Origin of the sequence: Paracoccus beibuensis (assembly GCF_026162625.1) — a bacterium.
Lineage (GTDB): Bacteria > Pseudomonadota > Alphaproteobacteria > Rhodobacterales > Rhodobacteraceae > Paracoccus > Paracoccus beibuensis.
Window position 1 is genome coordinate 182,290 of sequence record NZ_JAOTBD010000002.1, and the last position, 25,443, is coordinate 207,732.

Genomic DNA, 25,443 nt, shown 5'->3' on the forward strand with positions numbered 1-25,443 from the left:
CCGCCCGACCATGCCAGAACCTTCCCAGAGGAACTGGGAGGGGAACATGGATCTTTCGACATGCCGCGCCATCGTCACCGGTGGCGCATCGGGCCTTGGTGCCGCGACGGCTGCGCATTTCCGCAAGCGCGGCGCACAGGTGGTGGTGCTGGATCTGGCTGACACCGGGGCCGAGGCTGCTGCGGCCATTGATGCCGGTTATGCCCGAACCGATGTGACAGATGAACGAAGCGTGGCCGATGCCATCTCGCTGGCCGTCGGGACGATGGGCGGCATCGACGTCTGCGTGAACTGCGCGGGCATCGCCACGGGCGAGAAGACCCTTGGCCGCGACGGGCCGCACCGGCTGGAAAGCTTTCGCCGCACGGTCGAGATCAACTTGATCGGCAGCTTCAACGTGCTGCGGCTGGCGGCCGAACGGATGGCGCTCAACGGGCGGAGCGACAACGGCGTGATCGTGAACACGGCATCCATTGCAGCCTTCGACGGGCAGAAGGGCCAGGCGGCCTATGCGGCGTCCAAGGCAGGCATCGCGGGAATGACCCTGCCGCTGGCGCGCGACCTGGCGGGTCAGGGCATCCGCGTCTGCGCCATCGCCCCCGGCATCTTCGGCACGCCGATGCTGACGAGCCTTCCGACCGAGGTTCAGGAGAGCCTCGCGGCCGAGGTGACCTTTCCGAAGCGGCTCGGCGATCCGGCGGAATACGCCCGCATGCCCGCATTCATCGTCGAGAACGACTATCTGAATGGCGAGACCATCCGCATCGACGGCGCGCTGCGGATGCGCTGAGCAGCCGTTCATCACGGCCGCGCGAAACCCTTGCGCGGTCGGCACGCGCCGCTTAGCGTTGCAGGCAATTCATCGACCGAAAGGCCCGCTTTCATGCGCTTGCTGACAACCACCCTGCTGGCTGCCGCCGCCCTGCCCGCCTATGCCGCCGATCCCGAACTGACGGTCTTCGATTGGGCCGGGTTCGAGGAACCCTCGATCTTCCAGGGCTATATCGACAAGCACGGCGACAGCCCGACCTTTGCGTTCTATGGCGACGATGACGAGGCCTTCCAGAAGGTCGCCTCGGGTTTCCGCGCCGACGTGATCCACCCGTGCAGCCAGATGGTCGGCAAATATCGCGACGCCGGCCTGATCGAGCCGTGGGACACGTCGCGCATCCCGAACTTCGACAAGATCGATGAACGCTTCCTGGACAGCGAGGTGTTCAGCGACGACCAGGGCGTGTGGTACATCCCGACCGACTGGGGCGCGACCGCCATCGCCTACAACACCGAGACGGTGCCTGCCGAGGACGTCGCCAGCCTCGACGTGTTCCTCGACCCGAAATATCAGGGCCGCACCTCGCTGCCCGACAGCTCGGACGATGTCTGGGCGCTGGCCTACCTCGCCACCGGTACCACCGACTGGACCAATGTGACGGACGAACAGTTCCAGGCCGCTGCCGAGTGGCTGCGCCAGGCGCATCAGAACGTCGCAGCCTATTGGGCGGACCCGTCCGAACAGGCGCAGCTGATGGCCTCGGGCGCGGTGGACGTGGCCTGGTCGTGGAACGACGGCGTCGTCTACCTGCAGGAAGACAATTATCCCGTGGGCTTCCAGCGCGAGGCCGAGGAGGGATCGTCGACGTTCTTCTGCGGCTTCGTAAACGTCAAGGACAGTCCGGGCAGCGAAGACAAGGCGTATGATTTCATCAACGCCTGGCTGGAGCCGTCGGCCGGCAAGGCGCTGCTGGACACGATCGGCTATGGCCACACCTCGACCGAAGCGATGGCCACCATCGCCGACGAACCCGCCGTCGCGGAAGGCCTGTCCGAGATCGACGTGCCGGTGCTGGCGCAGACGCCCAACGACCCCGAGCAGCGCCAGCGCCAGCTGGCCGAGTTCGAAAAGATCAAGGCCGGGTTCTGATCCCGCACCGCCCGATCGACTTGTGGCGAGACCTCAGGGGGCGATCACGATGTGGTCGCCCTCTTGCACTACCGGAACCGGGTCGAGGCCGCAGTCGGCGCCTGCGATGACGTCACCGGTCGCCTTGTCGAAGCTGGCACCGTGCGCGGTGCAAAGAAGCTTCGTCCCATCCGCCGACAGCAGCGTCGTGCCGCGATAGTCCAGCGGCAGGTACTGGTGCGGGCAGGCGTTCACGAAGGCGCAGATGACGTCGCGGTCGCGCACCAGGATCAGGGGGAACTCGCCGCGCTCGGTCTGGACGGTCATCGGGTGAACGCCGGTCACCTCGGCGGCGCGGCAGATGCGCGTCCCGAGGGCGGGCGCGCTGCTGTAGTCGGTCCAGGCCATGATGATCGGCGCGGCGGCCTCCTTATTGGGCAGGGGCGGCGGACAACACGCCGCGCCGGATCTGGTCTTCCTCGATCGATTCGAACAGGGCGCGGAAGTTGCCTTCGCCGAAGCCGTCGTCGCCCTTGCGCTGGATGAACTCGAAGAAGATCGGCCCGATCACGGTCTTCGAAAATATCTGCAAGAGAATCCGGGTTTCTCCTCCGCCCACGACGCCTTCGCCGTCGATCAGGATGCCGCGCGCCTTCATGCGGTCGATCGGCTCCTCGTGGCCCTTCACGCGGCGATGCGACATCTCGTAATAGGTGTCGGGCGGGCCGGGCATGAAGTCCATCCCGGCAGCCGCGATCTGGTCGGTGCCGGCATAGATGTCGTTGCTGGCAATGGCGATGTGCTGGATGCCCTCGCCCTTGTATTCGCGCAGGTATTCCTCGATCTGGCTGTGGTCGTCGGTCGACTCGTTGATCGGGATGCGGATCTTGCCGTCGGGCGAGGTAAGCGCGCGGCTGACCAGCCCCGTTTGCTTGCCCTTGATGTCGAAATACTTGATTTCGCGAAAGTTGAACGTGTCGTGGTAGAACTTGTACCACGTGTCCATGTTGCCGCGGATCACGTTGTGGGTCAGGTGGTCGAGGTAGAAGAAACCGAAGCCTTCGGGTCGCGGGTTCTCCTCGCCCAGCCAATCGAAATCGGCGTCATATGCGCTGCCGGCGTCGCCATAGCGGTCGATGAAATAGAGCAGCGAACCGCCGATCCCGACCACGGCAGGTGCCTCGACGGATTTGCCGCTGCCGGTATACTCCGTCGCCCCCAGGTCCAGCGCCCGCTTCAACGCCGATTGCGCATCGACGACCCGCCAGGCCATTGACGGGGCGCAGGGTCCGTGTTTCGCCACGAAACCCGCGGCGTGGCTGCCCCCTTCGGCGTTCAGCAGATAATTGATGTCGCCCTGGCGATAGACCGTGATGTCCTTGGTCTTGTGCTTCGCCACCGGCGTGAAGCCCATCTGCCTGAAGATGCGGTCAAGCACCTGCGGATCGGGATGGGCGTATTCCACGAACTCGAACCCGTCGGTTCCGGCGGGGTTGGCGTCGCTGATCGTGGCCTTCGGCGCGTCGTGCGGGAACGGTCCCATGGTCTCTCCTCCTGTTCGCTGCGTTGATTGTCCGCCTATTGCGCCGCAATGAGGTTGCAAAAACTGTCGCCGGGCCGTCATGATCGCAACGACGCCGCAGCTTGTGTGGTTTTATGCACGGAACACGCATGGATCGCTTCGATACCGCCATCCTGAGCGCATTGCAGCGCGACGGCGCCCAGACCAACGCCGCGCTGGCAGAGGTCGTGGGCCTTTCCGCCTCGCAGATCTCGCGTCGGCGGGCCGCGCTGGAGGATGCGAGCATCATCGAGGGCTATTCGGCGCATCTGTCACCCACCAGGCTGGGCTATGGCTTCCGCGCGATCATCCGCGTGAACCTGCGCGACCACGGCCAGGGGCGCGAGGAGGACTTCGCCCGCTTCGTCGCAAGCCAGCCGATGATCCGGTCCGCATTCTCGGTGTCGGGTGACGCCGACTACGTGCTGGACATCCGCGCACGCGACCTGGAGGGCTTTGCAGATTTCGTGCACCGCCACCTGCTGCCGCATCCGCAGGTGGCGCAGGTGCGTTCGGAAATCGTCCTGAAGACGCTGAAGGACGAACGCGGCGTTCCGCTCTGAACTTGTGCGGGATTCATGATCTTGTCCCGAACTATGAATTTGCTGCCAAGGGCCGGGGCGTCTATATCACGGGCTTCAACGGAAAGGCCTGCCCATGCCCCTGCCCCCCTCTGCCGCCTTCGCGGCGCTGAACGACGCCGCCGCCGAACGCATCCTGATCCTGGACGGGGCGATGGGCACGCAGATCCAGCAGCTGGGCCTGGGTGAGGACGACTACACCGGTCACGGTTCGGGCCATGTCTGCCGTCACCATTCCGACCATCCGCAGACGGGCAACAACGACCTGCTGATCCTGACCCAACCCGAAGCGGTCGAGGAAATCCATTACCGCTATGCCATCGCCGGGGCCGACATCGTCGAGACGAACACGTTTTCGGCCACGACCATCGCGCAGGCGGATTACGGGATGCAGCAGGCCGTCCACGACCTGAACTTCGAGGGTGCCCGCGTCGTGCGCCGCGCGCTGGACCGCGCCACTGCGCAAGACGGCCGCCCCCGTTTCGTCGCGGGCGCGATCGGCCCGACGAACCGCACGGCCTCCATGAGCCCGGACGTGAACGACCCCGGCTATCGCGCCGTGACCTTCGAGGATCTGCGCGCCGCCTATCACCAGCAGGCGCGGGGCCTGATCGAAGGCGGGGCCGACATTCTGCTGATCGAGACGATCTTCGACACGCTGAACGCCAAGGCCGCGATCTTTGCCTGCATCCAGGCAATGGAGGATCATGGCCAGCGCCTGCCGATGATGATCTCGGGGACGATCACGGATGCCTCGGGACGCACGCTCTCAGGGCAGACGCCCACGGCCTTCTGGCACTCGGTCCGCCATGCGAACCCTTGGACCATCGGGCTGAACTGCGCGCTTGGCGCGGCGGCGATGCGCCCGCACCTGGCCGAGCTGTCGTCGGTCGCGGACACGCTGGTCTGCGCCTATCCCAATGCGGGCCTGCCCAACGCCTTCGGGCAGTATGACGAAGGCCCGAACGACACCGCCCCCCAGGTCGCCGATTTCGCGCGCGAGGGGCTGGTGAATGTCGTCGGCGGCTGTTGCGGCACGACGCCCGACCATATCCGCGCAATCGCCGATGCCGTCAAAGGTTTCGCCCCCAGAAAGGTGCCCGCCTATGCCTGATCGTTACCTGCGCCTGTCGGGGCTGGAACCCTTCGTCCTGACCCCCGACATCCCCTTCGTGAACGTGGGCGAGCGCACGAACGTCACGGGCAGCGCGCGCTTTCGCAAGCTGATCAAGAACCGCGATTACGCCGCCGCGCTGGAGGTCGCCCGCGACCAGGTGGAGAACGGCGCGCAGATCATCGACATCAACATGGACGAGGGGCTGATCGACAGCCGCGCCGCCATGGTCGAGTTCCTGAACCTGCTGGCGGCCGAGCCCGACATCGCCCGCGTGCCGGTGATGATCGACAGCTCCAAATGGGAAGTGATCGAAGCCGGGCTGAAATGCGTGCAGGGCAAGCCGGTGGTGAATTCGATCAGCATGAAAGAGGGCGAAGACCAGTTCCGCCACCAGGCGCGGCTGTGCCTGGCCTATGGCGCCGCCGTGGTCGTGATGGCCTTCGACGAACAGGGCCAGGCCGACACCGCCGCGCGCAAGATCCAGATCTGCGAGCGCGCCTATCGCATCCTGGTGGACGAGGTCGGCTTTCCGCCCGAGGACATCATCTTCGATCCCAACATTTTCGCCGTCGCCACGGGGATCGAGGAGCACAACAACTACGGCGTCGACTTCATCGAGGCGACGCGCTGGATCCGCCAGAACCTGCCGCACGCCCACGTGTCCGGCGGCGTGTCGAACCTGTCCTTCTCCTTTCGCGGCAACGAACCCGTGCGCGAGGCGATGCATGCCGTGTTCCTTTACCACGCCATTCAGGCGGGAATGGACATGGGCATCGTCAACGCAGGGCAGCTGGCGCTCTATGACCAAATCGACCCGGACCTGCGCGAGGCCTGCGAGGATGTCGTCCTGAACCGCCGCCCCGACGCCACGGAGCGCCTGCTGGAGATCGCCGAGCGGTTCCGGGGCGACGGCCAGGGCGCGAAACGCGAAAAGGACCTGTCCTGGCGCGAATGGCCGCTGGACAAGCGCTTGGAACATGCGCTGGTCAACGGCATCACTGAGTTCATCGAGGCCGACACCGAAGAGGCGCGTCAGGCTGCCGAACGCCCGCTGCACGTGATCGAAGGGCCGCTCATGGCAGGGATGAACGTGGTGGGCGACCTGTTCGGCGCGGGCAAGATGTTCCTGCCGCAGGTGGTGAAATCCGCCCGCGTGATGAAGCAGGCCGTGGCCGTCCTTCTGCCCTATATGGAAGAGGAAAAGCGCCTGAATGGCGGGACAGAGCGTGAAACGGCGGGCAAGATCCTGATGGCCACCGTCAAGGGCGACGTCCACGACATCGGGAAGAACATCGTCGGCGTCGTGCTGGCCTGCAACAATTTCGAGGTCATCGACCTGGGCGTCATGGTGCCCGCACAGAAGATCCTGCAGGTGGCCCGCGACGAAAACGTCGACATCATCGGCTTGTCCGGCCTGATCACCCCTTCCCTGGACGAGATGGTGCATGTCGCCTCGGAGATGGAGCGCGAGGGTTTTGACATCCCGCTGCTGATCGGGGGTGCCACGACCTCGAAGATCCACACGGCGGTGAAGATCTCGCCCCGGTTCGTGCGTGGGCAGGCGGTCTATGTCACGGATGCCAGCCGCGCGGTCGGCGTCGCCTCGTCGCTGCTGAGCGCCAGCCAGAAGACCGCCTATGTCGAGGGCATCCGCGCCGAATATGCCGAGGTGGCCGAGCGGCACGAGCGGGCCGAGGCCGCCAAGACGCGCCTGCCCCTTGCCGCCGCCCGCGCCAATGCGCTCAAGATCGACTGGTCCGCCTATGCCCCCACCGCGCCCAGCTTTACCGGCGCGCGGGTCATCGAGGATTGGGACCTGGCGCAGATCGCGCGCTATATCGACTGGACGCCGTTCTTCCAGACATGGGAGCTGAAGGGCGTCTATCCGCGCATCCTGGACGACGAAAAGCAGGGCGAGGCCGCGCGCCAATTGTTCGCCGAGGCGCAGGAGATGCTGGCCTGGATCATCGACGGCCAGTGGTTCAAGCCGCGCGCGGTCGTGGGCTTCTGGCCTGCGAATGCCGTGGGCGACGACATCCGCCTGTTCACGGGTCCCGATCGGGGCAAGGAACTGGCGATGCTGCACACGCTGCGCCAGCAGGTCACCAAGCGGAACGGTCGCCCGAATGTGGCCCTGTCGGACTTCGTGGCACCCGGGGGCATTCCCGACCATGTCGGCGGATTCGTCGTGACAGCCGGCCCCGAAGAGGCCGAGATTTCGGCCCGATACGAGCGTGCGAATGACGACTATGGCGCGATCATGGTCAAGGCGCTGGCGGACCGCATCGCCGAGGCCATGGCCGAGATGCTGCACGAACGCGTCCGGCGCGAGTTCTGGGGCTATGCCGCCGACGAGACATTCACGCCAGAGCAGCTGATCGCCGAACCCTACAAGGGCATCCGCCCCGCGCCTGGCTATCCGGCGCAGCCAGATCACACCGAAAAGACGACGCTTTTCAAGCTGCTGAACGCGGAAGCTGCGACAGGGGTGCAACTGACCGAAAGCATGGCGATGTGGCCGGGCTCGTCGGTTTCGGGTCTCTATATCGGCCATCCCGACAGCTATTATTTCGGCGTCGCCCGGATCGAGGAAGACCAGGCCCGTGACTATGCCGCGAGGAAGGGCATGACCTTGGCCGAGACGGAGCGCTGGTTGGCCCCGGTGCTGAACTATATCCGGAAAGAGGCGGCGTCGGACGCCGCCTAGCCCTCAGGCGGGGTTCTCGCGCAGCATCTGGCGGCCCAGGATGTGATCGGCGGCCTTTTCGCCGGTCATGATCGAGGGCCCGTTCAGGTTGCCGTTGGTGATGCGCGGGAAGATCGAGCTGTCGGCCACCCGCAGCCCCTCGACCCCGATCACCCGCAGTTCGGGGTCGACCACCGCCATGGGATCGCGCGCCGAACCCATCCGCGCCGTCCCGCAGGGGTGATAGGCGGATTCGGCATGTTCCCGGATGAAGGCGTCGATCTGCGCGTCCGTCTTGACAGCATTGCCGGGCTGGATCTCGTCGCCGCGATAGTCCTTGAAGGCGGGCGCATCGAAGATGCGGCGGGTATGGCGGACGCAGGCCCGAAACTCCCTCCAGTCGTCCTCGTGCGACATGTAGTTGAAGCGGATCAGGGGCGCCGCCGCCGGATCGGCACTGGCCAGCCGCACCGTGCCGCGCGATTTGGACCGCATCGGGCCGACATGCGCCTGGAACCCGTGCCCCTGCGCCGCCGCCTTGCCATCGTATCGCACTGCCAACGGCAGGAAGTGGTATTGGATGTCGGGATAGGCCACGCTGTCGGACGACCGGATGAACCCGCAGCTTTCGAACTGGTTCGACGCGCCCAAGCCGGTCTTCTGCAGCAGCCATTCCAGGCCCACCCGCCCCTTCCCCAAAAGGTTGTAGTAGGTGTAGAGCGTCACCGGCTTCAGCGACTTGTACTGCATGTAGATTTCCAGGTGATCCTGCAGGTTCGCACCGACGCCGGGTCTGTCGACCTGGGGCGTGATCCCGTGCTGGCGCAGGTGATCCGATGGACCGATCCCCGACAGCATCAGCAACTTCGGCGTGTTGATCGAGCTGGCCGAGACGATCACCTCGCGCGTTGCCTCGACCGTCACAATTCCCCGTTTTGTCGCCACCTCAACGCCGTAGGCCCGGTTTCCTTGAAACAGGATACGCTGCGCAAGGCCGTGGACCAGCGTCAGGCGGCCGCTCTTGCGGGCAGGGCGCAGATAGGCGTTGGCGGCCGACCAGCGGCGGCCTTTCCAGATCGTGGCCTCCATCGGGCCGAAGCCTTCCTGACGCTCTCCGTTATAGTCGTCGTTGCGGGGCCAGCCGGCCTGCTGGCCCGCCTCGATGAAGGTGTTGAAGAGCGGGTTCTTGCGCTTGCCGCGGGTGACGTGCAGCGGTCCATCGCTGCCCCGCCAGGGCGAGGTCTGCGCGCCGGTCGGATCGCCGTGCCAGGTCTCCATCCGCTTGAAATAGGGCAGGACGCCGGCATAGTCCCAGCCCGTCGCCCCGCTGTCGGCCCAGTGCTGGAAGTCCATCGGGTTGCCGCGTACGAATACCATCCCGTTGATCGAGGACGACCCGCCCAGCACCTTGCCCCGCGGCGTCACCAGTCGTCGCCCGCCCAGATGCGGCTCTGGTTGGCTGGAAAATCCCCAGTCATAACGCGGCATGTTCATCGGATAGGACAGCGCCCCGGGCATCTGGATATAGACACCCGCGTCGCTGCCGCCGTATTCGATCAGCGTCACCGTCCGACCGGCCTCGGTCAGACGGTAGGCCAGCGCACAGCCGGCACTGCCTGCCCCGACGATGACATAGTCGGACGGCGCGGCGCCGCGTTCAGTAGGGGGCATCGACGCCTCCCATTCCGACATAGACGGACTTCAGTTGCGAATAATGTTCAATGGCGGCGGCCGAATTCTCTCGTCCCAGCCCGGACAGCTTCACGCCGCCGAAAGGCATCTCGACCGGCGTCAGGTTATAGGCGTTGATCCAGCAGGTTCCGGCCTCCAGCGCGGCGACGACCCGGTGCGCCCGCGCAAGATCCTGCGTGAAGACACCCGCCGCCAGCCCGAATCCGGTGCCGTTCGCCCGACTGATGACCTCGGCCTCGTCGACGAAGCTGAGCGCGGTCATCACCGGACCGAAGATCTCGTCCGTGGCGATGCTCATGTCGTCGGTTGCGTCCGCAAAGACGGTCGGCGGGATGAAGGCCCCCTCGCCCGGACCGCCGCAGACCAGCCGCGCCCCCGCTGCCTGTCCGGCCTTGATCGCGGACCGGATCTTCGCGGCCTGTGCGGGGCTGATGATCGGCCCGTGGTTGATGCCGGGGTCCAGCGGATCGCCCATTCGGACGGACTTCGCCCGTTCGGCCAGGCGGGCCAGGAAGTCCTCCTTGATGCCCTCTTGCAGAAACACCCGCGTCCCGTTCGAGCAGATCTGCCCTGAACTGTAGAAGTTTGCCAGGATCGCGGCGCCGACGGCATCTTCCAGGTTCGCATCGTCGAAGACGATCAGCGGCGACTTGCCGCCCAGTTCCATCGTGACGTGGCGCATGCCCTCGGCTGCGGCGGCATAGACGCGGCGGCCCGTGGGGACCGAGCCGGTCAGCGATACCTTGGCGACGTCGGGATTGGTGACCAGCGCGGCCCCGACCTCGCCCCGGCCCTGGACCACGTTGAAGACCCCCGGCGGCATCCCGGCCTCGATGAAGATTTCGGCCAGTTTCAACGCACCCAAGGGCGTTTCCTCGGACGGCTTGAAGACCATCGTGTTGCCCATGACCAGCGCGGGCGCGGCTTTCCAGCAGGCGATCTGGCTGGGATAGTTCCAGGCCCCGATGCCAGCGCAAACCCCTAGCGGCTCGCGACGGGTATAGGCCCAATCCTGACCCAGCGGGATCATCTGGCCCGTCAGCGTGGCCGCCAGTCCCGCGAAATACTCCAGCGCCGCCGCCCCCGACGGCCAGTCTGCGACGCGCGTTTCCTGGATCGGCTTGCCGGTGTCCAGAGTTTCCAGCCGCGCGAGGTCCTCATTGCGGGACAGGATGATCGCCGCGGCGCGGCCAAGGATCCGCCCCCGCTCGACCGGGGCAAGGGCGGCCCATGCGGGTTGCGCGGCGCGGGCGACGGCGCAGGCGGTGGCGACCTGATCCGCCGACGCTTCGCGGAGGGTGGCGATTTCCTCGCCCGTGAAGGGATAGCGGACGGAAAGTTCCGCACCCTGACCTTCGACCGGCATCCCGCCGATGAACAGGCTTGCAGGCGGTTGGGCTGACAGGCTCATGACAGGGCCTCCTCGAGGTAGGACAGGACGGTAGTCAAGGCAGCGTCGGCATCGGTCGGACCCGGTGTCAGCACCGTGCGCAGGTAGACCCCGTCAATCAGCGCGCCGAGCGTGTCGGCGGTCTGCTCCGGATGATCGCTCAGACCGCGCAGGGCGACGATCAGGTTCGACCGCAGCCGGCAGTGATAGATCCGCAGCAGCCGCGCCGCATCCGAGCTGACGAATGACAGGGCATAGAAGTTCAGCCAGGCGCTGACGGTCTCTCGTTGGAAGTTCTGAGGGGCAAAGCTGGCCCGGACGATGGCGTCCAGCCGCCCCCGCGGGCCCCGCCCCGGCAGAGCATCACGGACGGACTGACCGTAGGTCCGCAGGATATAGCGCATGGCGGCCAGAAAGATCTGCTCTTTCGACCCGAAATAATGATGCGCCAGGGCCGGCGACATCCCTGCCCGCCGGGCGATCTGCGCAACGGTGACGTCCAGAGAGCCTGCCCGGCCGACCTCGAAGATGGCGGCGTTGATTAACGCGGCTTTTCGGATAGGCTCTGCGCCAAGTTTCGGCATGTCCGTCCTGCCCATGGAAAAATGGTTGCCTTGCCGAGCTGGTGTAACGTTAATTGAGTGACCAATCAAGAACAGGGAGCCTGACATGACCCTTTCCCGCATCGCTGCATCCTTCGCGATCGCCGCCGCCACGGCCATGCCCGCCGCCGCAGCCGAACCCGAGGAATGCCGGACGGTGGTCTTTTCCGATGTCGGCTGGTCCGACATCACGGCGACCACGGCCCTGGCGACAACCGTCCTTCAGGCCCTGGGTTATGAGACCGAGACGCGGATCCTGTCGGTTCCGGTAACCTATACCGCGCTGTCGACCGACGATGTCGACGTGTTCCTGGGCAACTGGATGCCAACGATGGAGGCCGATATCGCGCCCTATCGCGAGGAAGGCACGGTGGACACGGTGCGCACCAACCTGACGGGCGCGAAATACACGCTGGCCACGAATCAGGCCGGGGCCGACCTGGGCATCGCGGACTTCTCGGACATCGCTCCGAACAAGGACGCCCTTGACGGCAAGATCTACGGGATCGAGCCCGGCAACGACGGCAACCGCCTGCTGCTGGAGATGGTTGCCATGGACAAGTTCGGGCTTGGCACCTTCGAAGTCGTCGAATCTTCGGAACAGGGAATGCTGGCACAGGTCGGCCGCGCCGTCGGTCGCGAACAGCCGGTTGTCTTCCTGGGATGGGAGCCGCATCCCATGAACGCGCAGTTCGACATGACCTACCTGACCGGCGGCGACGAGATCTTCGGTCCGAACCTCGGCGGTGCCGAGGTCCGCACGAACACCCGCACCGGTTACGTCGAGGAATGCCCGAATGTCGGCCAGTTCCTGCAGAACCTCGAATTCACGCTGCCGATGGAAAACGAGGTCATGGGCAAGATCCTGAACGACGGCATGGCGCCAATGAACGCGGCGCGTGAATGGCTGTCGGACAACGCGGATGCCGCGACGCCCTGGCTGTCAGGTGTCACCACGGTCGACGGCAACGATCCCGAAACGGCGCTGAAACAGGCGCTGGCGGGCTGATCGTCGCGCGCACGGATCAACCAGGGCAGGCAGGGGAACAGGAATGGAACATCTGACCGCATGGGTCACCGACAACAAGATCCCGGTCGGAAGTTCGGCCAGGTCGGCCTTCGACTGGCTGACCGCAAACGCCTCGGGCGTCTTCGACACGATCTCGGTCGGGATGGAGGCGCTGATCGGCGGTATCCTTGCGGCCCTTGAGGCGCCGCACCCTTTCCTGTTCATCGCGCTGGCCATGGCGCTGACGTGGGCGCTGCAGCGGCGGCTGTCGGTCTGCCTGCTGATGGCGGCCGGACTGTTGTTCGTGCTGAACCAGGGCTATTGGGAGGAAATGCTGCAGTCGCTGACCCTGGTCCTGTCGGCCTGCATCGTCTGCATGGCGGTGGGCGTGCCGGTCGGCATCGCCGCCGCCCACAGGCCGAAGCTTTACGCTTGGATGCGACCGGTGCTGGACCTGATGCAGACCCTGCCGACCTTCGTCTACCTGATCCCGGCCATTGTCTTCTTCGGCATCGGCATGGTGCCGGGATTGCTGGCGACGGTCATCTTCGTGCTGCCCGCGCCCATCCGGCTGACGCAGCTGGGCATCGCCTCGACCCCGCCGTCGCTGGTCGAGGCCGCAACGGCCTTCGGCGCAACGCCACGCCAGCTTCTGTGGAAGGTGGAACTTCCAAGTGCGCTGCCGCAGATCATGGCGGGCCTGAACCAGACAATCATGCTGTCGCTGTCGATGGTGGTGATCGCCGCGCTTGTCGGCGCATCTGGCCTGGGGGTGCCGGTTGTCAGGGCGCTGAACAGCGTGAACACGGCGCTGGGATTCGAATCGGGCTTCGTCATCGTGGTGGTTGCCATTCTTCTGGACCGGATGCTGCGCATGGAGGGCCCGAAATGACCAATGCCGTCGAGTTCGACAACGTCTGCATCGTCTTCGGCGATCATCCCGAACGCGCTCTGCCGCTGATGGATGAAGGCCTTGAACGTGGTCCGATCAAGGACGAGACCGGCCAGGTTCTGGGCGTCCACGACTGCACCCTATCGGTCGCGGATGGAGAGATCCTGGTCCTCATGGGTCTCTCCGGGTCCGGCAAGTCCACGCTGCTGCGGGCGGTCAACGCGCTGAACCACGTCTGCCGCGGAGAGGTCCGCATCCGCAGGGGCGACCAGATGGTCAGCGTCACGGGCGCGGACACGCGCAAGCTGCGTGACATCCGCCTGCGCGACGTCGCGATGGTCTTCCAGCAGTTCGGCCTGCTGCCCTGGCGCACCGTCCGCGAAAACGTGGGCCTGGGGCTGGAGCTGGCGGGCATGTCCCCCGCCGAACGAGGTGCAAAGGTCGAGAAGCACCTCGATACCGTGGGCCTGGTCGAGTGGGCGGACCGCAAGGTGGGTGAGCTCTCGGGCGGCATGCAGCAACGCGTGGGCCTGGCGCGGGCCTTTGCGACCGAAGCGCCGATCCTGCTGATGGACGAGCCGTTCAGCGCGCTCGACCCGCTGATCCGCGCAAGGCTGCAGGACGAATTGCTGGAGCTTCAGGCCAGGACCGGGCGGACGATCATCTTCGTGAGCCACGACCTCGACGAGGCCTTCAAGCTGGGCAACCGGATCGCGCTGATGGAGGGCGGGCGGATTGTCCAGGTCGGCACCGCGCGGCAGATCATCGCAAAGCCTGTGAACGAATACGTCGCCGACTTCGTGGCGCACATGAACCCGCTTGGGGTCCTGACGGCCGAGGACGTGGCCGAGCCCGGCGCGGCCGAGGGGACGCCCGTGCCGCGGGACATGCCGGTGCGAAAGGTCATGGACCTTCTGGCCGACCGCCCGGCCCTGCCGGTTGAAGGCGGCAGACGCGTCACGCGCGAGGCGGTCCTGGCGCGACTGATCGACCCGCGCGGCTGACGCGGTCGGCTGTTCTGCAGGTCGCGGCGATACTGGATCAGCAGCGTCAGCCCCAGCGCAATGAGCCCGAGGCGCATGTCGAAGACACAGGCATAGCTGACGTAATCGCCGACATGACTGGGATGGAACGCGCGCCGCATCTGCCCGACGACGTGGACCAACGGGTTCCACCACAGCCAGCCGTGGTAGGGCTGAGGAATGTTGTCGAAGATGAAGAACCCGGGAAGATCGGCCGCATCAGGATGCACCACCTTGGCTGCCGCCACGAAAACGCGGCGAACATGAACCAGTTCATCATTCCAATGGCCGACGCGGTGACGACGACCATGATGAAGCAGATTGCGATCAGGTCCATCTGCCGGTCCGTCCGCGTCTCCATGAACAGGATCGTGCCCGGGAGCGCCTTTGCGTCGTTCACGAAACCGGCACGGGATCGGTGCTGGAACTGTTCACGGCGCTTATGTATGAGAGCCTGCATAAGATCAACATGACAGGCGGGGTAAGCGCATGTCCGCCCAGGACCAGAAACTCGGATCGCAGGCCGGCGCAGCGGCCCAGCCTCCGAAACCCGCAGCCACCCCCGAAGCCCAAGGCGCCGCACCAGCCGCTTCCCCTGCGGGTTCTGCCGCCAAGGGTCCGAACCACGGCGGCGGTGCGGGCCAGGCGCCGGCGGCAAAGCCCCAAGCCCAGGGAGGGCAGGCCGATCAGAACTCTGGTCAGCGGCCCGGACAGGGCCACGCCGGTCAGCGCCCGGGCGGCCCCGGCCAAGGCCCCGGAATGCGGACCGGCCAGCCCGGACCGGCTGCACCGAACCCGCAGATGCAGGCCCGCATCGACGCTGCGATGCAGGCCCCGGTTCTTCCGCCGGCAAGCCCCGCCAAGCTCGAGCGGCGGCACTATGGCATGGGTATCAGCTTCGTGCTGCTCGTGGTGCTGCCCGTCATCCTCAGCGCGTCCTACCTCTATACTCGGGCGGCGGATCAGTATGCCTCCTATGTCGGCTTTTCGGTGCGCAGCGAAACCTCGTCCATGCCGGTCGACATGCTGGGCGGCCTGGGGTCGCTGGTGGGGGCAAGCTCGACCACCGACACCGACGTCCTCTACAAGTTCATCCAGAGCCGCGATCTGGTCGAACGCGTGGATGCCCGGCTGGGCCTGCGCGAAATCTGGTCGAAGGCCCCCGGGGATCCGATCTTCTCGTTCCGCGGCGGCAATTCGGTCGAAGACCTGGTAGACGAGTGGGAGCGGAAGGTCCGGATCCACTATGACACCGGAATGATCGATCTGCGCGTCCTGGCATTCGACCCGGTCGATGCCCAGAACATCACCGAGGCGATTCTCGACGAGGGCGGACAGCTGATCAACCAGTTGAACGACATCGCCCGCGAAGACGCGCTGCGCTATTCCCGTGACGAGCTGGAGCGCGCGCAGGAACGTCTGCGCGAAGCACGGCAGGAGGTCACCGAATTCCGCAACCGCTATCAGCTGGTCGATCCGACGGCCGACGTGCAGGGGCAGGTCGGCGTCGTCAGCTCGCTTCAACAGCAGCTGGCGGAACAGCTCGTCTCGCTCGGCCTGCTGCGGGCCAACGCTCAGCCCGAAGACCCCCGCATCTCGCAGACCGAACTGCGCGTCCAGATCATCCGCGAACAGATCGAGGTCGAGCGTCAGAAGTTCGGTTCCAACAGCGACGAGGTCGCGCTGTCCGATGTCGTTGGGCAGTATGAGATTTTGGCCGTGGACCGCCATTTCGCCGAGACGAGCTATACCGCCGCGCTTGCCAGCTACGAGGCCGCGCGCGCGGAAGCCGTCCGGCAGTCGCGTTACCTTGCACCTTACATCCGCCCCACCCTGGCTCAAGAGGCAGAGTTCCCGCAGCGGGCGAAGCTCATGTTGATGATCGCAGGCTTTCTGACCGTCATCTGGATCATCGGCAGCCTGATCTTCTACAGCTTGCGCGACCGGCGATGATCCACCTTCAGAACCTGTCCAAGATCTATAGGCTGAACGGCAAGCAGAAGGTGGTGGCCGACGACATCACCGCCACCTTTCCGTCCGGGGTCTCGGTGGCGTTGCTGGGGCGGAACGGTGCGGGCAAGTCATCGCTTCTGCGCATGATCTCGGGGGCGATGCTGCCGACCTCGGGCAAGATCCTGTCGACCGGCACGATCAGCTGGCCCGTGGGCTTTGCCGGGTCGTTCAGTGGCGAGTTGACCGGAGAGCAGAACTGCCGCTTCGTCGCACGCATCTATGGCGTCAACACGGACGAGCTGCTGCATTTCGTCGAGGACTTCGCCGAGCTTGGCGACCACTTCCGCCTGCCCATCCGCACCTATTCGTCGGGCATGCGGTCGCGGCTGGCCTTCGGGCTGTCGATGGCCGTGCCCTTCGACACCTATCTTGTCGATGAGGTTTCGGCCGTTGGCGATGCCGCCTTCAAGGCCAAGTCGAACCGCGTCTTCAACGAACGCATGTCGAATGCCGGCGCCATCGTGGTAGCCCATTCGATGCCGCTTCTGCGCCAGATCTGCCACATGGGCGCCGTTCTTGAACGCGGCAGGCTGACATTCTTCGACAATATCGAAGACGCGATTCAGATGCACATGGCCAACATGCGAGTGGCGCAGCAGCAGACCGGCTGAATATCGCCACCCCCATGACGGAATTGTGTCGCTGATGCGGCAACTCTGGCGCGCCCGCCTGTGCCGCATTACACAGCGATGACAGCTATTTTCATCGAAGGCGAAGCATGAAGATCATCGTTCTGGGCGGAGACGGTTTCTGCGGCTGGCCCACCGCCCTGCACCTGTCGGCCCGCGGCCACGACGTCGTCATCGTTGACAACCTCTCGCGTCGCAAGATCGACGTGGAACTGGAGGTCGCGTCGCTGACCCCGATTCGCCCATTGGGAGAACGGGTACGTGCCTGGCACGAGATCACGGGTCGGCACATCCAGGTCGAGGATCTGACCGTCGGGCAGGACTATGACCGCCTTCTGGCACTGCTGCAGAGCGAACGTCCCGATGCCGTCGTCCACTTCGCCGAGCAGCGCGCCGCCCCCTATTCGATGAAGTCCAGCCGCCACAAGCGCTATACGGTCAACAACAACCTGAACGCCACGAACGACATCCTGGCCGCTATCGTCGAATCCGGGCAGGACATCCACCTGGTGCACCTTGGCACGATGGGCGTCTATGGCTATGGCACCGCCGGCATGAAGATCCCCGAGGGGTATCTGGACGTGACCGTCGACACCGAAAACGGGCCGCACCGCCAGCAGATCCTCTATCCCGCGAACCCGGGCAGCATCTACCACATGACGAAGACGCAGGATCAGCTGTTCTTCTTCTACTACAACAAGAACGACGCGCTGCGGATCACCGACCTGCACCAGGGCATCGTCTGGGGCACCCAGACCGAAGAGACCCGCATGGACGAGCGCCTGATCAACCGCTTCGACTATGACGGCGACTTCGGCACGGTGCTGAACCGCTTCCTGATGCAGGCCGCCGTCGACTATCCGCTGACCGTGCACGGCACCGGTGGGCAGACCCGCGCCTTCATCCATATTCAGGACACCTGCCGCTGCGTAGAACTGGCGCTGATCAACCCGCCGACACGGGGAGAACGGGTCCAGATTCTCAACCAGATGACCGAGACGCACCGCGTCCGCGACCTGGCGCAGATGATCGCCGACCGGACGGGCGCCGAGGTCGCGTTCCTCAAGAACCCCCGCAACGAAGCCGACGAGAACGACCTGCACGTCGTCAACGACCGCTTCCTGGGTCTCGGCCTTCAGCCGATCAAGCTGGCCGACGGGCTTCTGGCCGAGGTCGAGGGGATTGCCCGGAAATACGCCGACCGCTGCGACCGCAACAAGATCCCCTGCGTGTCGCAGTGGCGCGCGGCGGCCGCAGCCGAATAAGCGCGCGGATACCGGTCATCCGGCACCGCACCTTCAGGCAAGAAACATCTTAAGGTTATCCAGACGACAGTGGTCGACAGCGCGTGCGGCGCGCCGTCGTACTCGATCAGCTTGGTCTGTGGGACCAGATCAACCAGCCGTTCTGCTGAAGGTTCGATCGGCACGATCTTGTCGCCCGTCCCCTGGATCACCAGGCTCGCCGCCTTGATCTGCGCCACGCCGCCGGTGAAGTCGGCTGTCCCGAAAGCGGTGACGCATTCCAGCGTCGCGCGGGCTGAACTGTGGCCGTTCCACAGGCTCAGTCCAGCACCTCATCGCTGACATCGCCTTTTCGACGTACACTGGGGGAAGAACTCCTTGAAGAGGTTCGCCAGGATTGTTTGGCGGTCCTTGCGCAACCCGTTGAACGGGCGCACAGGCGCCCCGTCAAGTTTTTGTTGCAGTTCAGCATCCCAGAGCGACAGTCGACACGAAGCACGTTCCGACCGTGGTGTCACGACATGTAGCGCCACCTCGCCGCCGCGCATCGAGAAGCCGATGATGGCGGTCTCTTGCAGCCCGCGCCCCTCGATAACGCGGACAGCTCCTCGGCTGTGACGTCATTGTGGTATTCGTCCCGCGGCTGCCTCGACCAGCCGAAGCCCCAGCGGTCATTAAGACGCGATGCGCTGCGTCGGACGGCCAAGCGCCTGTTGCTCTCGGTGGTCCACGTTCAGCGGCCAGCCGTGGTTTCAGGACAACATGCCGCTCCTGTCCCCGGTCCTTTACATCGAGTTCAGCACCGTCCGCGGTCTTGATGGTCGGCATGTTGCGTTCTTTGACTATCTGTCGATGAACGCCGGTCGGCGGGCGCCCTCTACCCGCCGCCAATCACATTCCCGCTGGCGTCACTGCACGCGCACCCAGGTCTGGCTCTTGCACAAGAGCCCGCCGGCGACGCAACCGGACAGGCTCATTCGGTTTCCTGCAAGCTCGGCCTTGCCCGCGTAGATCTTGTCGTTCGCGGGCCTCCAGACCTGCCCTGCATAGGCCCCCTCTCCCCGCGGGGCCATGTCGATGACGATCTGCCGCCCGATGTTCGGCGACTGGAACGGCGCTTCGTCCTTGAACGTCTGGCTGATGGTGCCGCAGAAGGCGGTCCCGCACGGTGCGATGGTGACATGGGCAAAGGCGCCCTCGTCAGGCTGGGTCTGCCAGACGCCCTCGATCGGGTCGGCGGCGGCTGCACCCGCCAGCAGGGTCATGGCGGCGGCAAGAATGGTTTGGCGCATGATGTCTCCTCCTCAGGACAGCCGGAGATTGCGCGGGCGGCGGCGATCCGCGCAAGCATGACGTGAGGTCCCGGCCTTTACGTCACCGCACTCCTCATGGCAAAGGAAGCGCGATACGCAGACCGGAGCGCCAACATGATCCTCTACCCCGCCATCGACCTCAAGGACGGCAACTGCGTCCGCCTGCTGCGCGGCGACATGGAGGCGGCGACCGTCTTCGGCACCGACCCGGCGGCGCAGGCACGGGCCTTTCAGGACGCCGGTGCCCAGTGGCTGCACCTGGTCGACCTGAACGGCGCCTTCGAAGGCAAGCCCGTCAATGCCGGCGCGGTCGAGGCGATCCTGGCCGCGACGAACATTCCCACGCAGCTTGGCGGCGGCATCCGCGACATGGCGACGATCGAGAGCTGGCTCGACCGCGGGCTGACGCGGGTGATCCTGGGCACCGTGGCCGTCGAAGACCCCGACCTCGTGCGCCACGCGGCCGAGGCATTTCCCGGCCGCATCGCCGTCGGCATCGACGCCCGCGGCGGACGGGTCGCCACGCGGGGCTGGGCCACCGAAACCGACATCGACGCCACCGACCTGGCGCGGCGCTTCCAGGACGCGGGCGTCGCGGCGATCATCTATACCGACATCGACCGTGACGGCGCGATGGGCGGTCCGAACATCGCCGCCACCGAGGCGCTGGCCCGGGCCGTGACCATTCCCGTGATCGCATCCGGCGGCGTCTCGTCGCTGGCCGACCTGACCGCGCTGGCCGATACCGGGGTCATCGCCGGCGCCATCTCGGGGCGTGCCCTCTATGACGGCGCCATCGACCTCGGGACGGCGCTTGCCGCGCTTGCCTGAGGGCCAGCCCTGCAGAGAGTTCGCGGCGGGGCTGGCCGCCCTTGAAGACGCGCGCTAGAACGCCACTGCAGCAGCAAAGGCACCAAACGATGCTCAAGACTCGGATCATCCCCTGCCTCGACGTCGCCGATGGCCGCGTCGTCAAGGGCGTGAACTTTGTGGACCTCCAGGATGCGGGCGACCCGGTCGAGGCCGCGCGCGCCTATGACGCGGCGGGCGCCGACGAAATCTGCTTTCTCGACATTCATGCGACGCATGAAAACCGCGGCACCATGTTCGACCTTGTGACCCGCACGGCCGAGCAGTGCTTCGTGCCCCTGACCGTGGGTGGCGGCGTGCGCAGCCATGACGACGTGCGCGCCCTTCTGCTGGCAGGTGCCGACAAGGTCAGCTTCAACTCGGCCGCCGTGGCCGACCCGGATGTCGTGGCGGCGGCTGCCGACCGCTTCGGCAGCCAGTGCATCGTCGTCGCCATCGACGCCAAGACCGTCGCGGACGGCCGGTGGGAAATCTTCACCCATGGCGGCCGCAAGCCGACCGGCATCGACGCGGTCGAGTTCGCCCGCACCGTCGAGGCCAAAGGCGCGGGAGAGATCCTGCTGACCTCGATGGACCGCGACGGCACCCGCGCTGGGTTCAACCTGCCGCTGACGCGCGCCATCGCGGATGCCGTCAACATCCCGGTCATCGCCTCGGGCGGCGTCGGCACGCTCGACCACCTGGTCGAGGGTGTGACCGAGGGCCATGCGAGCGCCGTTCTTGCCGCCAGCATCTTCCACTTCGGCACCTTCACCGTCACCGAGGCCAAGGCCCACATGGCCGCGGCCGGTATTCCGATGAGGCTGACATGACCACGCTGGAGCGTCTTGCCGCCACGATCCAATCCCGCAAAGGGGCCGATCCCGACGGCAGCTGGACCGCCAAGCTTCTGGCGAAGGGCCCCGAGAAATGCGCCGAAAAATTCGGCGAAGAGGCCGTCGAGGCCATCATCGAGGCGGTGAAGGGCGACCGCGACCGCCTGACCTCGGAGGCTGCGGACGTGATCTATCACCTGCTGGTGATGCTGGCCGCCCGCGACGTGACGCTGCAGGACGTCGAAGGCGAACTTGCAAGGCGCGAGGGTCTTTCGGGGATCCAGGAAAAGGCATCCCGCGACCGTTGAACGACGCTGAAGCCACAGGACCCTTCCCCTTGGGCTGACACAGGGTCTATAAGCCCCGCAATCGCCGCGCGAAGACGCGGCCCGACCAGAACATGGCAGAGGACGGCATGAGCAACGAATCCCAAGACGGCAAGCATCACGATGGCGACGTGGCCTTCATCCGGTCGCTGGCCGAGCTGCTGAACGCAAGCGAACTGAACGAGATCCAGGTCAAGCGCGAATACGGAGAGCATGACCGCCTGACCGTCAGCCTGACCAAGCAGAGCAAGCAGGTGCACTATGCCGCCGCCGCCCCGTCGGCAGCTCCGGTCTCGGCTGCGGCTTCGGCACCTGCGCCGGTTGCCGCGGCTGCGCCCGCTGCCAACGATGATCCGGCCAGCCTGCCCGGCGCCGTGACCTCGCCCATGGTGGGGACCGCCTACCTGGCCGCCGAACCCGGCACCGCCCCCTTCGTCACCGTCGGCCAGTCCGTGGCCGAGGGCGACACGCTGATGATCGTCGAAGCCATGAAGACCATGAACCACATTCCCGCGCCCCGCGCCGGCATCGTGCGTCGCATCCTGGTCGACGACGGCACCCCCGTCGAATTCGGCGCACCACTGATGATCGTCGAGTGACATCCATGTTCGACAAGATCCTCATCGCCAACCGCGGCGAGATTGCGCTGCGCGTGATCCGCGCCTGCCGAGAGATGGGCATCGCCAGCGTCGCGGTGCATTCGACCGCCGACGCCGACGCGATGCACGTCCGCATGGCCGACGAATCGGTCTGCATCGGTCCGCCCTCGTCGTCGCAGAGCTATCTGTCGATGCCCGCGCTGATCTCGGCCTGCGAAATCACCGGCGCGCAGGCGATCCACCCCGGCTACGGCTTCCTGTCCGAAAATGCGGGCTTCGTGCAGATGCTGGAAGATCACGGCATCACCTTCATCGGACCACGTGCGGAACATATCCGCATCATGGGCGACAAGATTACCGCCAAGGACACGATGAAGGCATTGGGCGTGCCCTGCGTGCCGGGCAGTGACGGCGGCGTGAACGACGTCGACGATGCCAGGCGCGTCGCGGCGGCCATCGGCTATCCCGTGATCATCAAGGCGACCGCCGGTGGCGGCGGACGCGGAATGAAGGTCGCGCAGGACGAGACGGGCCTGGAGGTGGCGTTCCGCACCGCCAGGTCCGAGGCAAAGGCCGCCTTCGGCAACCCCGACGTCTATATCGAGAAGTATCTTCAGCGGCCCCGCCATATCGAGATCCAGGTCTTCGGCGACGGCAAGGGGCGCGCCGTCCACCTGGGCGAGCGTGACTGTTCCCTGCAGCGCCGCCACCAGAAGGTGTTGGAGGAAGCCCCCGGCCCGGCGATCACCGCGGAAGAGCGGGCCCGCATCGGCGCGGTCTGCGCCAATGCCGTGGCCAGGATCGGCTACGCGGGTGCCGGCACCATCGAGTTCCTCTACGAGGACGGAGAGTTCTACTTCATCGAGATGAACACCCGTCTGCAGGTCGAACATCCGGTGACCGAGGCGATCTTCGGCATCGATCTGGTGCGCCAGCAGATCCGGGTTGCAGCCGGCCTGCCGATGGAGTTCCACCAGGACGAGCTAGTCATCAACGGCCACTCGATCGAGGTCCGCATCAACGCGGAGAAGGTGCCGAGCTTCTCTCCCTGCCCGGGCAGGATCACGCAATACCACGCCCCGGGTGGTCTGGGCGTGCGCATGGACTCGGCCCTCTACCAAGGCTATTCGATCCCGCCCTACTACGACAGCCTGATCGGCAAGCTGATCGTTCACGGGCGCGACCGGACCGAGGCCCTTGCCCGCTTGTCGCGCGCCTTGGGAGAGCTGATCGTCGACGGCGTAGATACGACGGTTCCGCTGTTCCGTGCGCTGCTGGAAGAACCGGACATCCAAGCCGGAAACTACTCGATCCACTGGCTCGAGCGGTGGCTGGACAGACACTACAGCTGAGGCGCCAGTGCTGACGCCCGCGCAACTGTTGAAAGGCTATGCGCGTGGCGTCTTTCCCATGGCTGAAAGCGCAGATGACGACCGCCTCTACTGGTTCGACCCGCCGCTGCGCGGTGTTCTGCCGGTGGGCGGCGTCCACGCATCGCGGTCCCTGCTGCGCGACCTGAAGCGCGGCGGCTGGTCCGCACATACCGATGGCTTTCACGCTGTCGTCGCCGCCTGTGCTGACCGCGAGACGACCTGGATCAACGCCGAACTGACCGATCTTTACTATAAGTTGCACGAGGCAGGTCACGCCCACGCCATCAGCATCCTCCACGACGGACATCTTGCCGGAGGCATCTTCGGCGTGACATTGGGGTCTGCCTTCTTCGGCGAATCCATGGTGTCGCAGCGCACGAGCGGGTCGAAGATGGCGCTGCTCTGGGCGTCACACCACCTGAGGCGCTGCGGCTTCACCCTGTTCGACACGCAGTTTCTGACACCACACCTGGCCCGCATGGGCGGCACCGAACTGCCGCGGTCAGCCTATCGCGTGCGGCTTGCGGCGGCCCTGCGCAGGAAGGCGGACTTCACCGCCCACCTCCTGCCTTCGGCGCATCAGCTTTGGCAGGACATCAGCCAGACATCGTAGCGCGCATCGTCGAGCGCCGACAAGGCGGGTGAGCTTGCGATCATCCAGCCGCTGAACACCGTCGCGTTCTGGCGCAGGTCCGTAATCGTCAGTTGCGCGAAGGCGTCCGAACTGGGATCGCCCGTAGGATATCGGCACTCTCCCAGCCTGACCTCAAGCCGGCCATAGCGGACTGCTTCCCCGACCTGCAGCGGCAGGTCCGTCGTCTGGCCCGAGACCTTGTCGAGCCCGCGAAGCATCGCCCCATCTGCGCGCATCGTCTCTTGCGCGAGCGCTTGCGAGGCGAAAAACAGGCAGAAGATCAATGCCTTCATTCTTTGCCGTCCTCGGGGCTGTCGTCGGACTGGCTGTCGACGAATTTCAGCATCAGCTGCAGGAGGCTTACGGCGCCCTGAACATCCTCGATCTCGTCGCCGGGAGCTAGGTTGTCGAGGCTGCCGCCGGGCTGCAGCTGGATATAGGCCCCGCCCAGCAAGCCGTCCGACTGGATCAGCGCCGCGCTGTCTGCGGGTAGGACGACATCATCGGGGATCGTCAGGACCGCATCCGCCATGTAGGTCTGAGGGTTGAGGCGGATCTCGCTGACGCGCCCGATCCGGACCCCTGCCAGACGCACCTCGGTTCCCACGGCGACCCCATCGACATCGGGAAACGACGCGGACACCTCATAGCCGCTGCGTCCGTCCAGGCGATCCTGTGCTGCCCAGGCAAGAAAGAGGAGCGCCATCAGAACCACAAGGGCACCGGCAACAAGTTCAGCCCGCGCTTCAGCCAGACCTGCCCGAGACGTCATGCTATTCCGGTTGCCACGCGTCATAGTCGCTGCGCACGGCCGGCTGCGCGCGATAGAGCGATCCCGCGGGGACATAGGCTTCCCCTGTGCCGGACAGGTTCGGCTTGTGCGGCTGTTCCCACGCCTTGTGCGGCAGGGGAACCTGGGTCGGCGGCTCGTTCCAGGTGTGGTGCAACCAGCCATGCCATTCGGGGCTGATCTGGCTGGCCTCGGCCTCGGCCTTGTAGATCACCCAACGACGCTTGCCGTCCTTGGTCTGGTAGAAGACATTGCCGAGGGCATCCTCGCCCACCTTGGCGCCATTGCGCCAGGTCCAGAACTGAGTGTTCAGCGTCTGGCTGTTCCACCAGGTGAGAAGGCGCAGCATGACCGACATCGACAAGTTCCCCAACGTTCAGTGTCG

26 protein-coding genes are annotated in these 25,443 nt (G+C 65.6%); 17 read left to right on the forward strand and 9 right to left on the reverse strand.

Annotated elements, in window-relative coordinates:
* Nucleotides 1–46 precede the first annotated feature (46 nt).
* Together OC159_RS02675 and OC159_RS02680 are read left to right on the forward strand one after the other, a co-directional pair.
* A complete protein-coding gene (locus OC159_RS02675) occupies nucleotides 47–790 on the forward strand; it encodes an SDR family oxidoreductase (RefSeq protein ID WP_265499610.1) in 744 nt (247 codons plus the stop codon).
* A 93-nt stretch (nucleotides 791–883) separates the two neighbouring features.
* Nucleotides 884–1,921 (forward strand): extracellular solute-binding protein, encoded by a 1,038-nt coding sequence (locus tag OC159_RS02680; RefSeq protein ID WP_265499611.1) that lies wholly within the window; start codon nucleotides 884–886, stop codon nucleotides 1,919–1,921.
* 33 nt (nucleotides 1,922–1,954) lie between these two features.
* Here OC159_RS02680 and OC159_RS02685 read toward each other — a convergent pair whose 3' ends face one another.
* A complete protein-coding gene (locus OC159_RS02685; RefSeq protein ID WP_265499612.1) occupies nucleotides 1,955–2,308 on the reverse strand; it encodes a Rieske (2Fe-2S) protein in 354 nt (117 codons plus the stop codon).
* Nucleotides 2,309–2,330: 22 nt separating this feature from the next.
* On the reverse strand, nucleotides 2,331–3,443 hold the full coding sequence (hppD, locus tag OC159_RS02690) for a 4-hydroxyphenylpyruvate dioxygenase (RefSeq protein ID WP_265499613.1): 1,113 nt from the start codon (nucleotides 3,441–3,443) through the stop codon (nucleotides 2,331–2,333).
* 128 nt (nucleotides 3,444–3,571) lie between these two features.
* Here hppD and OC159_RS02695 point away from each other — a divergent pair, with 128 nt between their 5' ends.
* The 3 genes from OC159_RS02695 (at nucleotide 3,572) to metH (ending at nucleotide 7,866) form a co-directional block, all read left to right on the forward strand.
* The gene (locus OC159_RS02695) at nucleotides 3,572–4,024 is read left to right on the forward strand and encodes an Lrp/AsnC family transcriptional regulator (RefSeq protein WP_265499614.1); all 453 of its coding nucleotides are present in this window, start codon (nucleotides 3,572–3,574) and stop codon (nucleotides 4,022–4,024) included.
* Between the two features lie 94 nt (nucleotides 4,025–4,118).
* Entirely contained in the window at nucleotides 4,119–5,156 is a 1,038-nt protein-coding gene (locus tag OC159_RS02700; protein ID WP_265499615.1) for a homocysteine S-methyltransferase family protein, read from the forward strand.
* Nucleotides 5,149–7,866, forward strand: coding sequence for a methionine synthase (metH, locus tag OC159_RS02705; protein WP_265499616.1), 2,718 nt, complete (start codon nucleotides 5,149–5,151; stop codon nucleotides 7,864–7,866). The genes OC159_RS02700 and metH overlap by 8 nt, the downstream gene beginning before the upstream one ends.
* 3 nt (nucleotides 7,867–7,869) lie before the next feature.
* On the opposite strand, the gene betA is transcribed toward metH, so the two are convergent.
* The 3 genes from betA to betI are packed head-to-tail and all read right to left on the reverse strand — an operon-like array spanning nucleotide 7,870 to nucleotide 11,511.
* On the reverse strand, nucleotides 7,870–9,516 hold the full coding sequence (gene betA / locus OC159_RS02710) for a choline dehydrogenase (RefSeq protein WP_265499617.1): 1,647 nt from the start codon (nucleotides 9,514–9,516) through the stop codon (nucleotides 7,870–7,872).
* The gene (betB, locus tag OC159_RS02715) at nucleotides 9,503–10,942 is read right to left on the reverse strand and encodes a betaine-aldehyde dehydrogenase (RefSeq protein ID WP_265499650.1); all 1,440 of its coding nucleotides are present in this window, start codon (nucleotides 10,940–10,942) and stop codon (nucleotides 9,503–9,505) included. Before betB ends, betA begins: the two co-directional genes overlap by 14 nt.
* 2 nt (nucleotides 10,943–10,944) lie before the next feature.
* A complete protein-coding gene (gene betI / locus OC159_RS02720) occupies nucleotides 10,945–11,511 on the reverse strand; it encodes a transcriptional regulator BetI (RefSeq protein ID WP_265499618.1) in 567 nt (188 codons plus the stop codon).
* A gap of 85 nt (nucleotides 11,512–11,596) precedes the next feature.
* On the opposite strand from betI, the gene choX reads away from it, so the two are divergent.
* The 6 genes from choX to OC159_RS02750 all read left to right on the forward strand — a co-directional run bounded on the left by choX (nucleotide 11,597) and on the right by OC159_RS02750 (nucleotide 18,359).
* A complete protein-coding gene (gene choX, locus OC159_RS02725) occupies nucleotides 11,597–12,538 on the forward strand; it encodes a choline ABC transporter substrate-binding protein (RefSeq protein ID WP_265499619.1) in 942 nt (313 codons plus the stop codon).
* A 43-nt stretch (nucleotides 12,539–12,581) separates the two neighbouring features.
* Nucleotides 12,582–13,430 (forward strand): choline ABC transporter permease subunit, encoded by an 849-nt coding sequence (gene choW, locus OC159_RS02730; protein ID WP_265499620.1) that lies wholly within the window; start codon nucleotides 12,582–12,584, stop codon nucleotides 13,428–13,430.
* On the forward strand, nucleotides 13,427–14,434 hold the full coding sequence (gene choV, locus OC159_RS02735; RefSeq protein WP_265499621.1) for a choline ABC transporter ATP-binding protein: 1,008 nt from the start codon (nucleotides 13,427–13,429) through the stop codon (nucleotides 14,432–14,434). Before choW ends, choV begins: the two co-directional genes overlap by 4 nt.
* A 507-nt stretch (nucleotides 14,435–14,941) precedes the next feature.
* A complete protein-coding gene (locus OC159_RS02740) occupies nucleotides 14,942–16,405 on the forward strand; it encodes a hypothetical protein (protein ID WP_265499622.1) in 1,464 nt (487 codons plus the stop codon).
* On the forward strand, nucleotides 16,402–17,076 hold the full coding sequence (locus tag OC159_RS02745) for an ABC transporter ATP-binding protein (protein WP_265499623.1): 675 nt from the start codon (nucleotides 16,402–16,404) through the stop codon (nucleotides 17,074–17,076). The genes OC159_RS02740 and OC159_RS02745 overlap by 4 nt, the downstream gene beginning before the upstream one ends.
* 107 nt (nucleotides 17,077–17,183) lie before the next feature.
* Complete coding sequence (locus tag OC159_RS02750) at nucleotides 17,184–18,359, forward strand: NAD-dependent epimerase/dehydratase family protein (protein ID WP_265499624.1); 1,176 nt, start codon at nucleotides 17,184–17,186, stop codon at nucleotides 18,357–18,359.
* Between the two features lie 887 nt (nucleotides 18,360–19,246).
* On the opposite strand, the gene OC159_RS02755 is transcribed toward OC159_RS02750, so the two are convergent.
* A complete protein-coding gene (locus OC159_RS02755) occupies nucleotides 19,247–19,630 on the reverse strand; it encodes a DUF2147 domain-containing protein (protein WP_265499625.1) in 384 nt (127 codons plus the stop codon).
* A gap of 135 nt (nucleotides 19,631–19,765) precedes the next feature.
* Here OC159_RS02755 and hisA point away from each other — a divergent pair, with 135 nt between their 5' ends.
* The 6 genes from hisA to aat all read left to right on the forward strand — a co-directional run bounded on the left by hisA (nucleotide 19,766) and on the right by aat (nucleotide 24,247).
* Nucleotides 19,766–20,482 carry a 1-(5-phosphoribosyl)-5-[(5-phosphoribosylamino)methylideneamino]imidazole-4-carboxamide isomerase gene (hisA, locus tag OC159_RS02760; RefSeq protein ID WP_265499626.1) on the forward strand — a complete coding sequence of 239 codons (717 nt, stop codon included), beginning with the start codon at nucleotides 19,766–19,768 and terminating at the stop codon, nucleotides 20,480–20,482.
* An 89-nt stretch (nucleotides 20,483–20,571) separates the two neighbouring features.
* Nucleotides 20,572–21,333, forward strand: coding sequence for an imidazole glycerol phosphate synthase subunit HisF (gene hisF, locus OC159_RS02765; RefSeq protein WP_265499627.1), 762 nt, complete (start codon nucleotides 20,572–20,574; stop codon nucleotides 21,331–21,333).
* Entirely contained in the window at nucleotides 21,330–21,644 is a 315-nt protein-coding gene (locus OC159_RS02770) for a phosphoribosyl-ATP diphosphatase (protein ID WP_265499628.1), read from the forward strand. The genes hisF and OC159_RS02770 overlap by 4 nt, the downstream gene beginning before the upstream one ends.
* A gap of 107 nt (nucleotides 21,645–21,751) precedes the next feature.
* Nucleotides 21,752–22,261 (forward strand): acetyl-CoA carboxylase biotin carboxyl carrier protein, encoded by a 510-nt coding sequence (gene accB, locus OC159_RS02775; RefSeq protein WP_265499629.1) that lies wholly within the window; start codon nucleotides 21,752–21,754, stop codon nucleotides 22,259–22,261.
* 5 nt (nucleotides 22,262–22,266) lie between these two features.
* Entirely contained in the window at nucleotides 22,267–23,613 is a 1,347-nt protein-coding gene (accC, locus tag OC159_RS02780; protein WP_265499630.1) for an acetyl-CoA carboxylase biotin carboxylase subunit, read from the forward strand.
* Nucleotides 23,614–23,620: 7 nt separating this feature from the next.
* On the forward strand, nucleotides 23,621–24,247 hold the full coding sequence (gene aat, locus OC159_RS02785) for a leucyl/phenylalanyl-tRNA--protein transferase (protein WP_265499631.1): 627 nt from the start codon (nucleotides 23,621–23,623) through the stop codon (nucleotides 24,245–24,247).
* On the opposite strand, the gene OC159_RS02790 is transcribed toward aat, so the two are convergent.
* The 3 genes from OC159_RS02790 to OC159_RS02800 all read right to left on the reverse strand — a co-directional run bounded on the left by OC159_RS02790 (nucleotide 24,214) and on the right by OC159_RS02800 (nucleotide 25,416).
* Nucleotides 24,214–24,561, reverse strand: a complete 348-nt coding sequence (locus OC159_RS02790; protein ID WP_265499632.1) for a DUF2155 domain-containing protein — start codon at nucleotides 24,559–24,561, stop codon at nucleotides 24,214–24,216. The two genes, aat and OC159_RS02790, sit on opposite strands and share 34 nt — an antisense overlap.
* The gene (gene mlaD / locus OC159_RS02795) at nucleotides 24,558–24,974 is read right to left on the reverse strand and encodes an outer membrane lipid asymmetry maintenance protein MlaD (RefSeq protein ID WP_265499633.1); all 417 of its coding nucleotides are present in this window, start codon (nucleotides 24,972–24,974) and stop codon (nucleotides 24,558–24,560) included. Before mlaD ends, OC159_RS02790 begins: the two co-directional genes overlap by 4 nt.
* A 67-nt stretch (nucleotides 24,975–25,041) precedes the next feature.
* Entirely contained in the window at nucleotides 25,042–25,416 is a 375-nt protein-coding gene (locus OC159_RS02800; RefSeq protein ID WP_265499634.1) for an NADH:ubiquinone oxidoreductase subunit NDUFA12, read from the reverse strand.
* Nucleotides 25,417–25,443: the final 27 nt, after the last annotated feature.

Bases quoted from the DNA above. Each gene is read 5' to 3' on its own strand.
- OC159_RS02695 (WP_265499614.1), top strand. From the start codon at position 3,572: ATGGATCGCTTCGATACCGCCATCCTGAGCGCATTGCAGCGCGACGGC.
- choV (WP_265499621.1), top strand. From the start codon at position 13,427: ATGACCAATGCCGTCGAGTTCGACAACGTCTGCATCGTCTTCGGCGAT.
- metH (WP_265499616.1), top strand. From the start codon at position 5,149: ATGCCTGATCGTTACCTGCGCCTGTCGGGGCTGGAACCCTTCGTCCTG.
- OC159_RS02800 (WP_265499634.1), bottom strand. From the start codon at position 25,416: ATGTCGGTCATGCTGCGCCTTCTCACCTGGTGGAACAGCCAGACGCTG.
- accC (WP_265499630.1), top strand. From the start codon at position 22,267: ATGTTCGACAAGATCCTCATCGCCAACCGCGGCGAGATTGCGCTGCGC.
- OC159_RS02700 (WP_265499615.1), top strand. From the start codon at position 4,119: ATGCCCCTGCCCCCCTCTGCCGCCTTCGCGGCGCTGAACGACGCCGCC.
- hppD (WP_265499613.1), bottom strand. From the start codon at position 3,443: ATGGGACCGTTCCCGCACGACGCGCCGAAGGCCACGATCAGCGACGCC.
- choW (WP_265499620.1), top strand. From the start codon at position 12,582: ATGGAACATCTGACCGCATGGGTCACCGACAACAAGATCCCGGTCGGA.
- OC159_RS02740 (WP_265499622.1), top strand. From the start codon at position 14,942: ATGTCCGCCCAGGACCAGAAACTCGGATCGCAGGCCGGCGCAGCGGCC.
- hisA (WP_265499626.1), top strand. From the start codon at position 19,766: ATGATCCTCTACCCCGCCATCGACCTCAAGGACGGCAACTGCGTCCGC.
- choX (WP_265499619.1), top strand. From the start codon at position 11,597: ATGACCCTTTCCCGCATCGCTGCATCCTTCGCGATCGCCGCCGCCACG.
- OC159_RS02790 (WP_265499632.1), bottom strand. From the start codon at position 24,561: ATGAAGGCATTGATCTTCTGCCTGTTTTTCGCCTCGCAAGCGCTCGCG.
- OC159_RS02750 (WP_265499624.1), top strand. From the start codon at position 17,184: ATGAAGATCATCGTTCTGGGCGGAGACGGTTTCTGCGGCTGGCCCACC.
- OC159_RS02770 (WP_265499628.1), top strand. From the start codon at position 21,330: ATGACCACGCTGGAGCGTCTTGCCGCCACGATCCAATCCCGCAAAGGG.
- accB (WP_265499629.1), top strand. From the start codon at position 21,752: ATGAGCAACGAATCCCAAGACGGCAAGCATCACGATGGCGACGTGGCC.
- betI (WP_265499618.1), bottom strand. From the start codon at position 11,511: ATGCCGAAACTTGGCGCAGAGCCTATCCGAAAAGCCGCGTTAATCAAC.
- OC159_RS02675 (WP_265499610.1), top strand. From the start codon at position 47: ATGGATCTTTCGACATGCCGCGCCATCGTCACCGGTGGCGCATCGGGC.
- betA (WP_265499617.1), bottom strand. From the start codon at position 9,516: ATGCCCCCTACTGAACGCGGCGCCGCGCCGTCCGACTATGTCATCGTC.
- hisF (WP_265499627.1), top strand. From the start codon at position 20,572: ATGCTCAAGACTCGGATCATCCCCTGCCTCGACGTCGCCGATGGCCGC.
- OC159_RS02745 (WP_265499623.1), top strand. From the start codon at position 16,402: ATGATCCACCTTCAGAACCTGTCCAAGATCTATAGGCTGAACGGCAAG.
- OC159_RS02755 (WP_265499625.1), bottom strand. From the start codon at position 19,630: ATGCGCCAAACCATTCTTGCCGCCGCCATGACCCTGCTGGCGGGTGCA.
- OC159_RS02680 (WP_265499611.1), top strand. From the start codon at position 884: ATGCGCTTGCTGACAACCACCCTGCTGGCTGCCGCCGCCCTGCCCGCC.
- OC159_RS02685 (WP_265499612.1), bottom strand. From the start codon at position 2,308: ATGGCCTGGACCGACTACAGCAGCGCGCCCGCCCTCGGGACGCGCATC.
- mlaD (WP_265499633.1), bottom strand. From the start codon at position 24,974: ATGGCGCTCCTCTTTCTTGCCTGGGCAGCACAGGATCGCCTGGACGGA.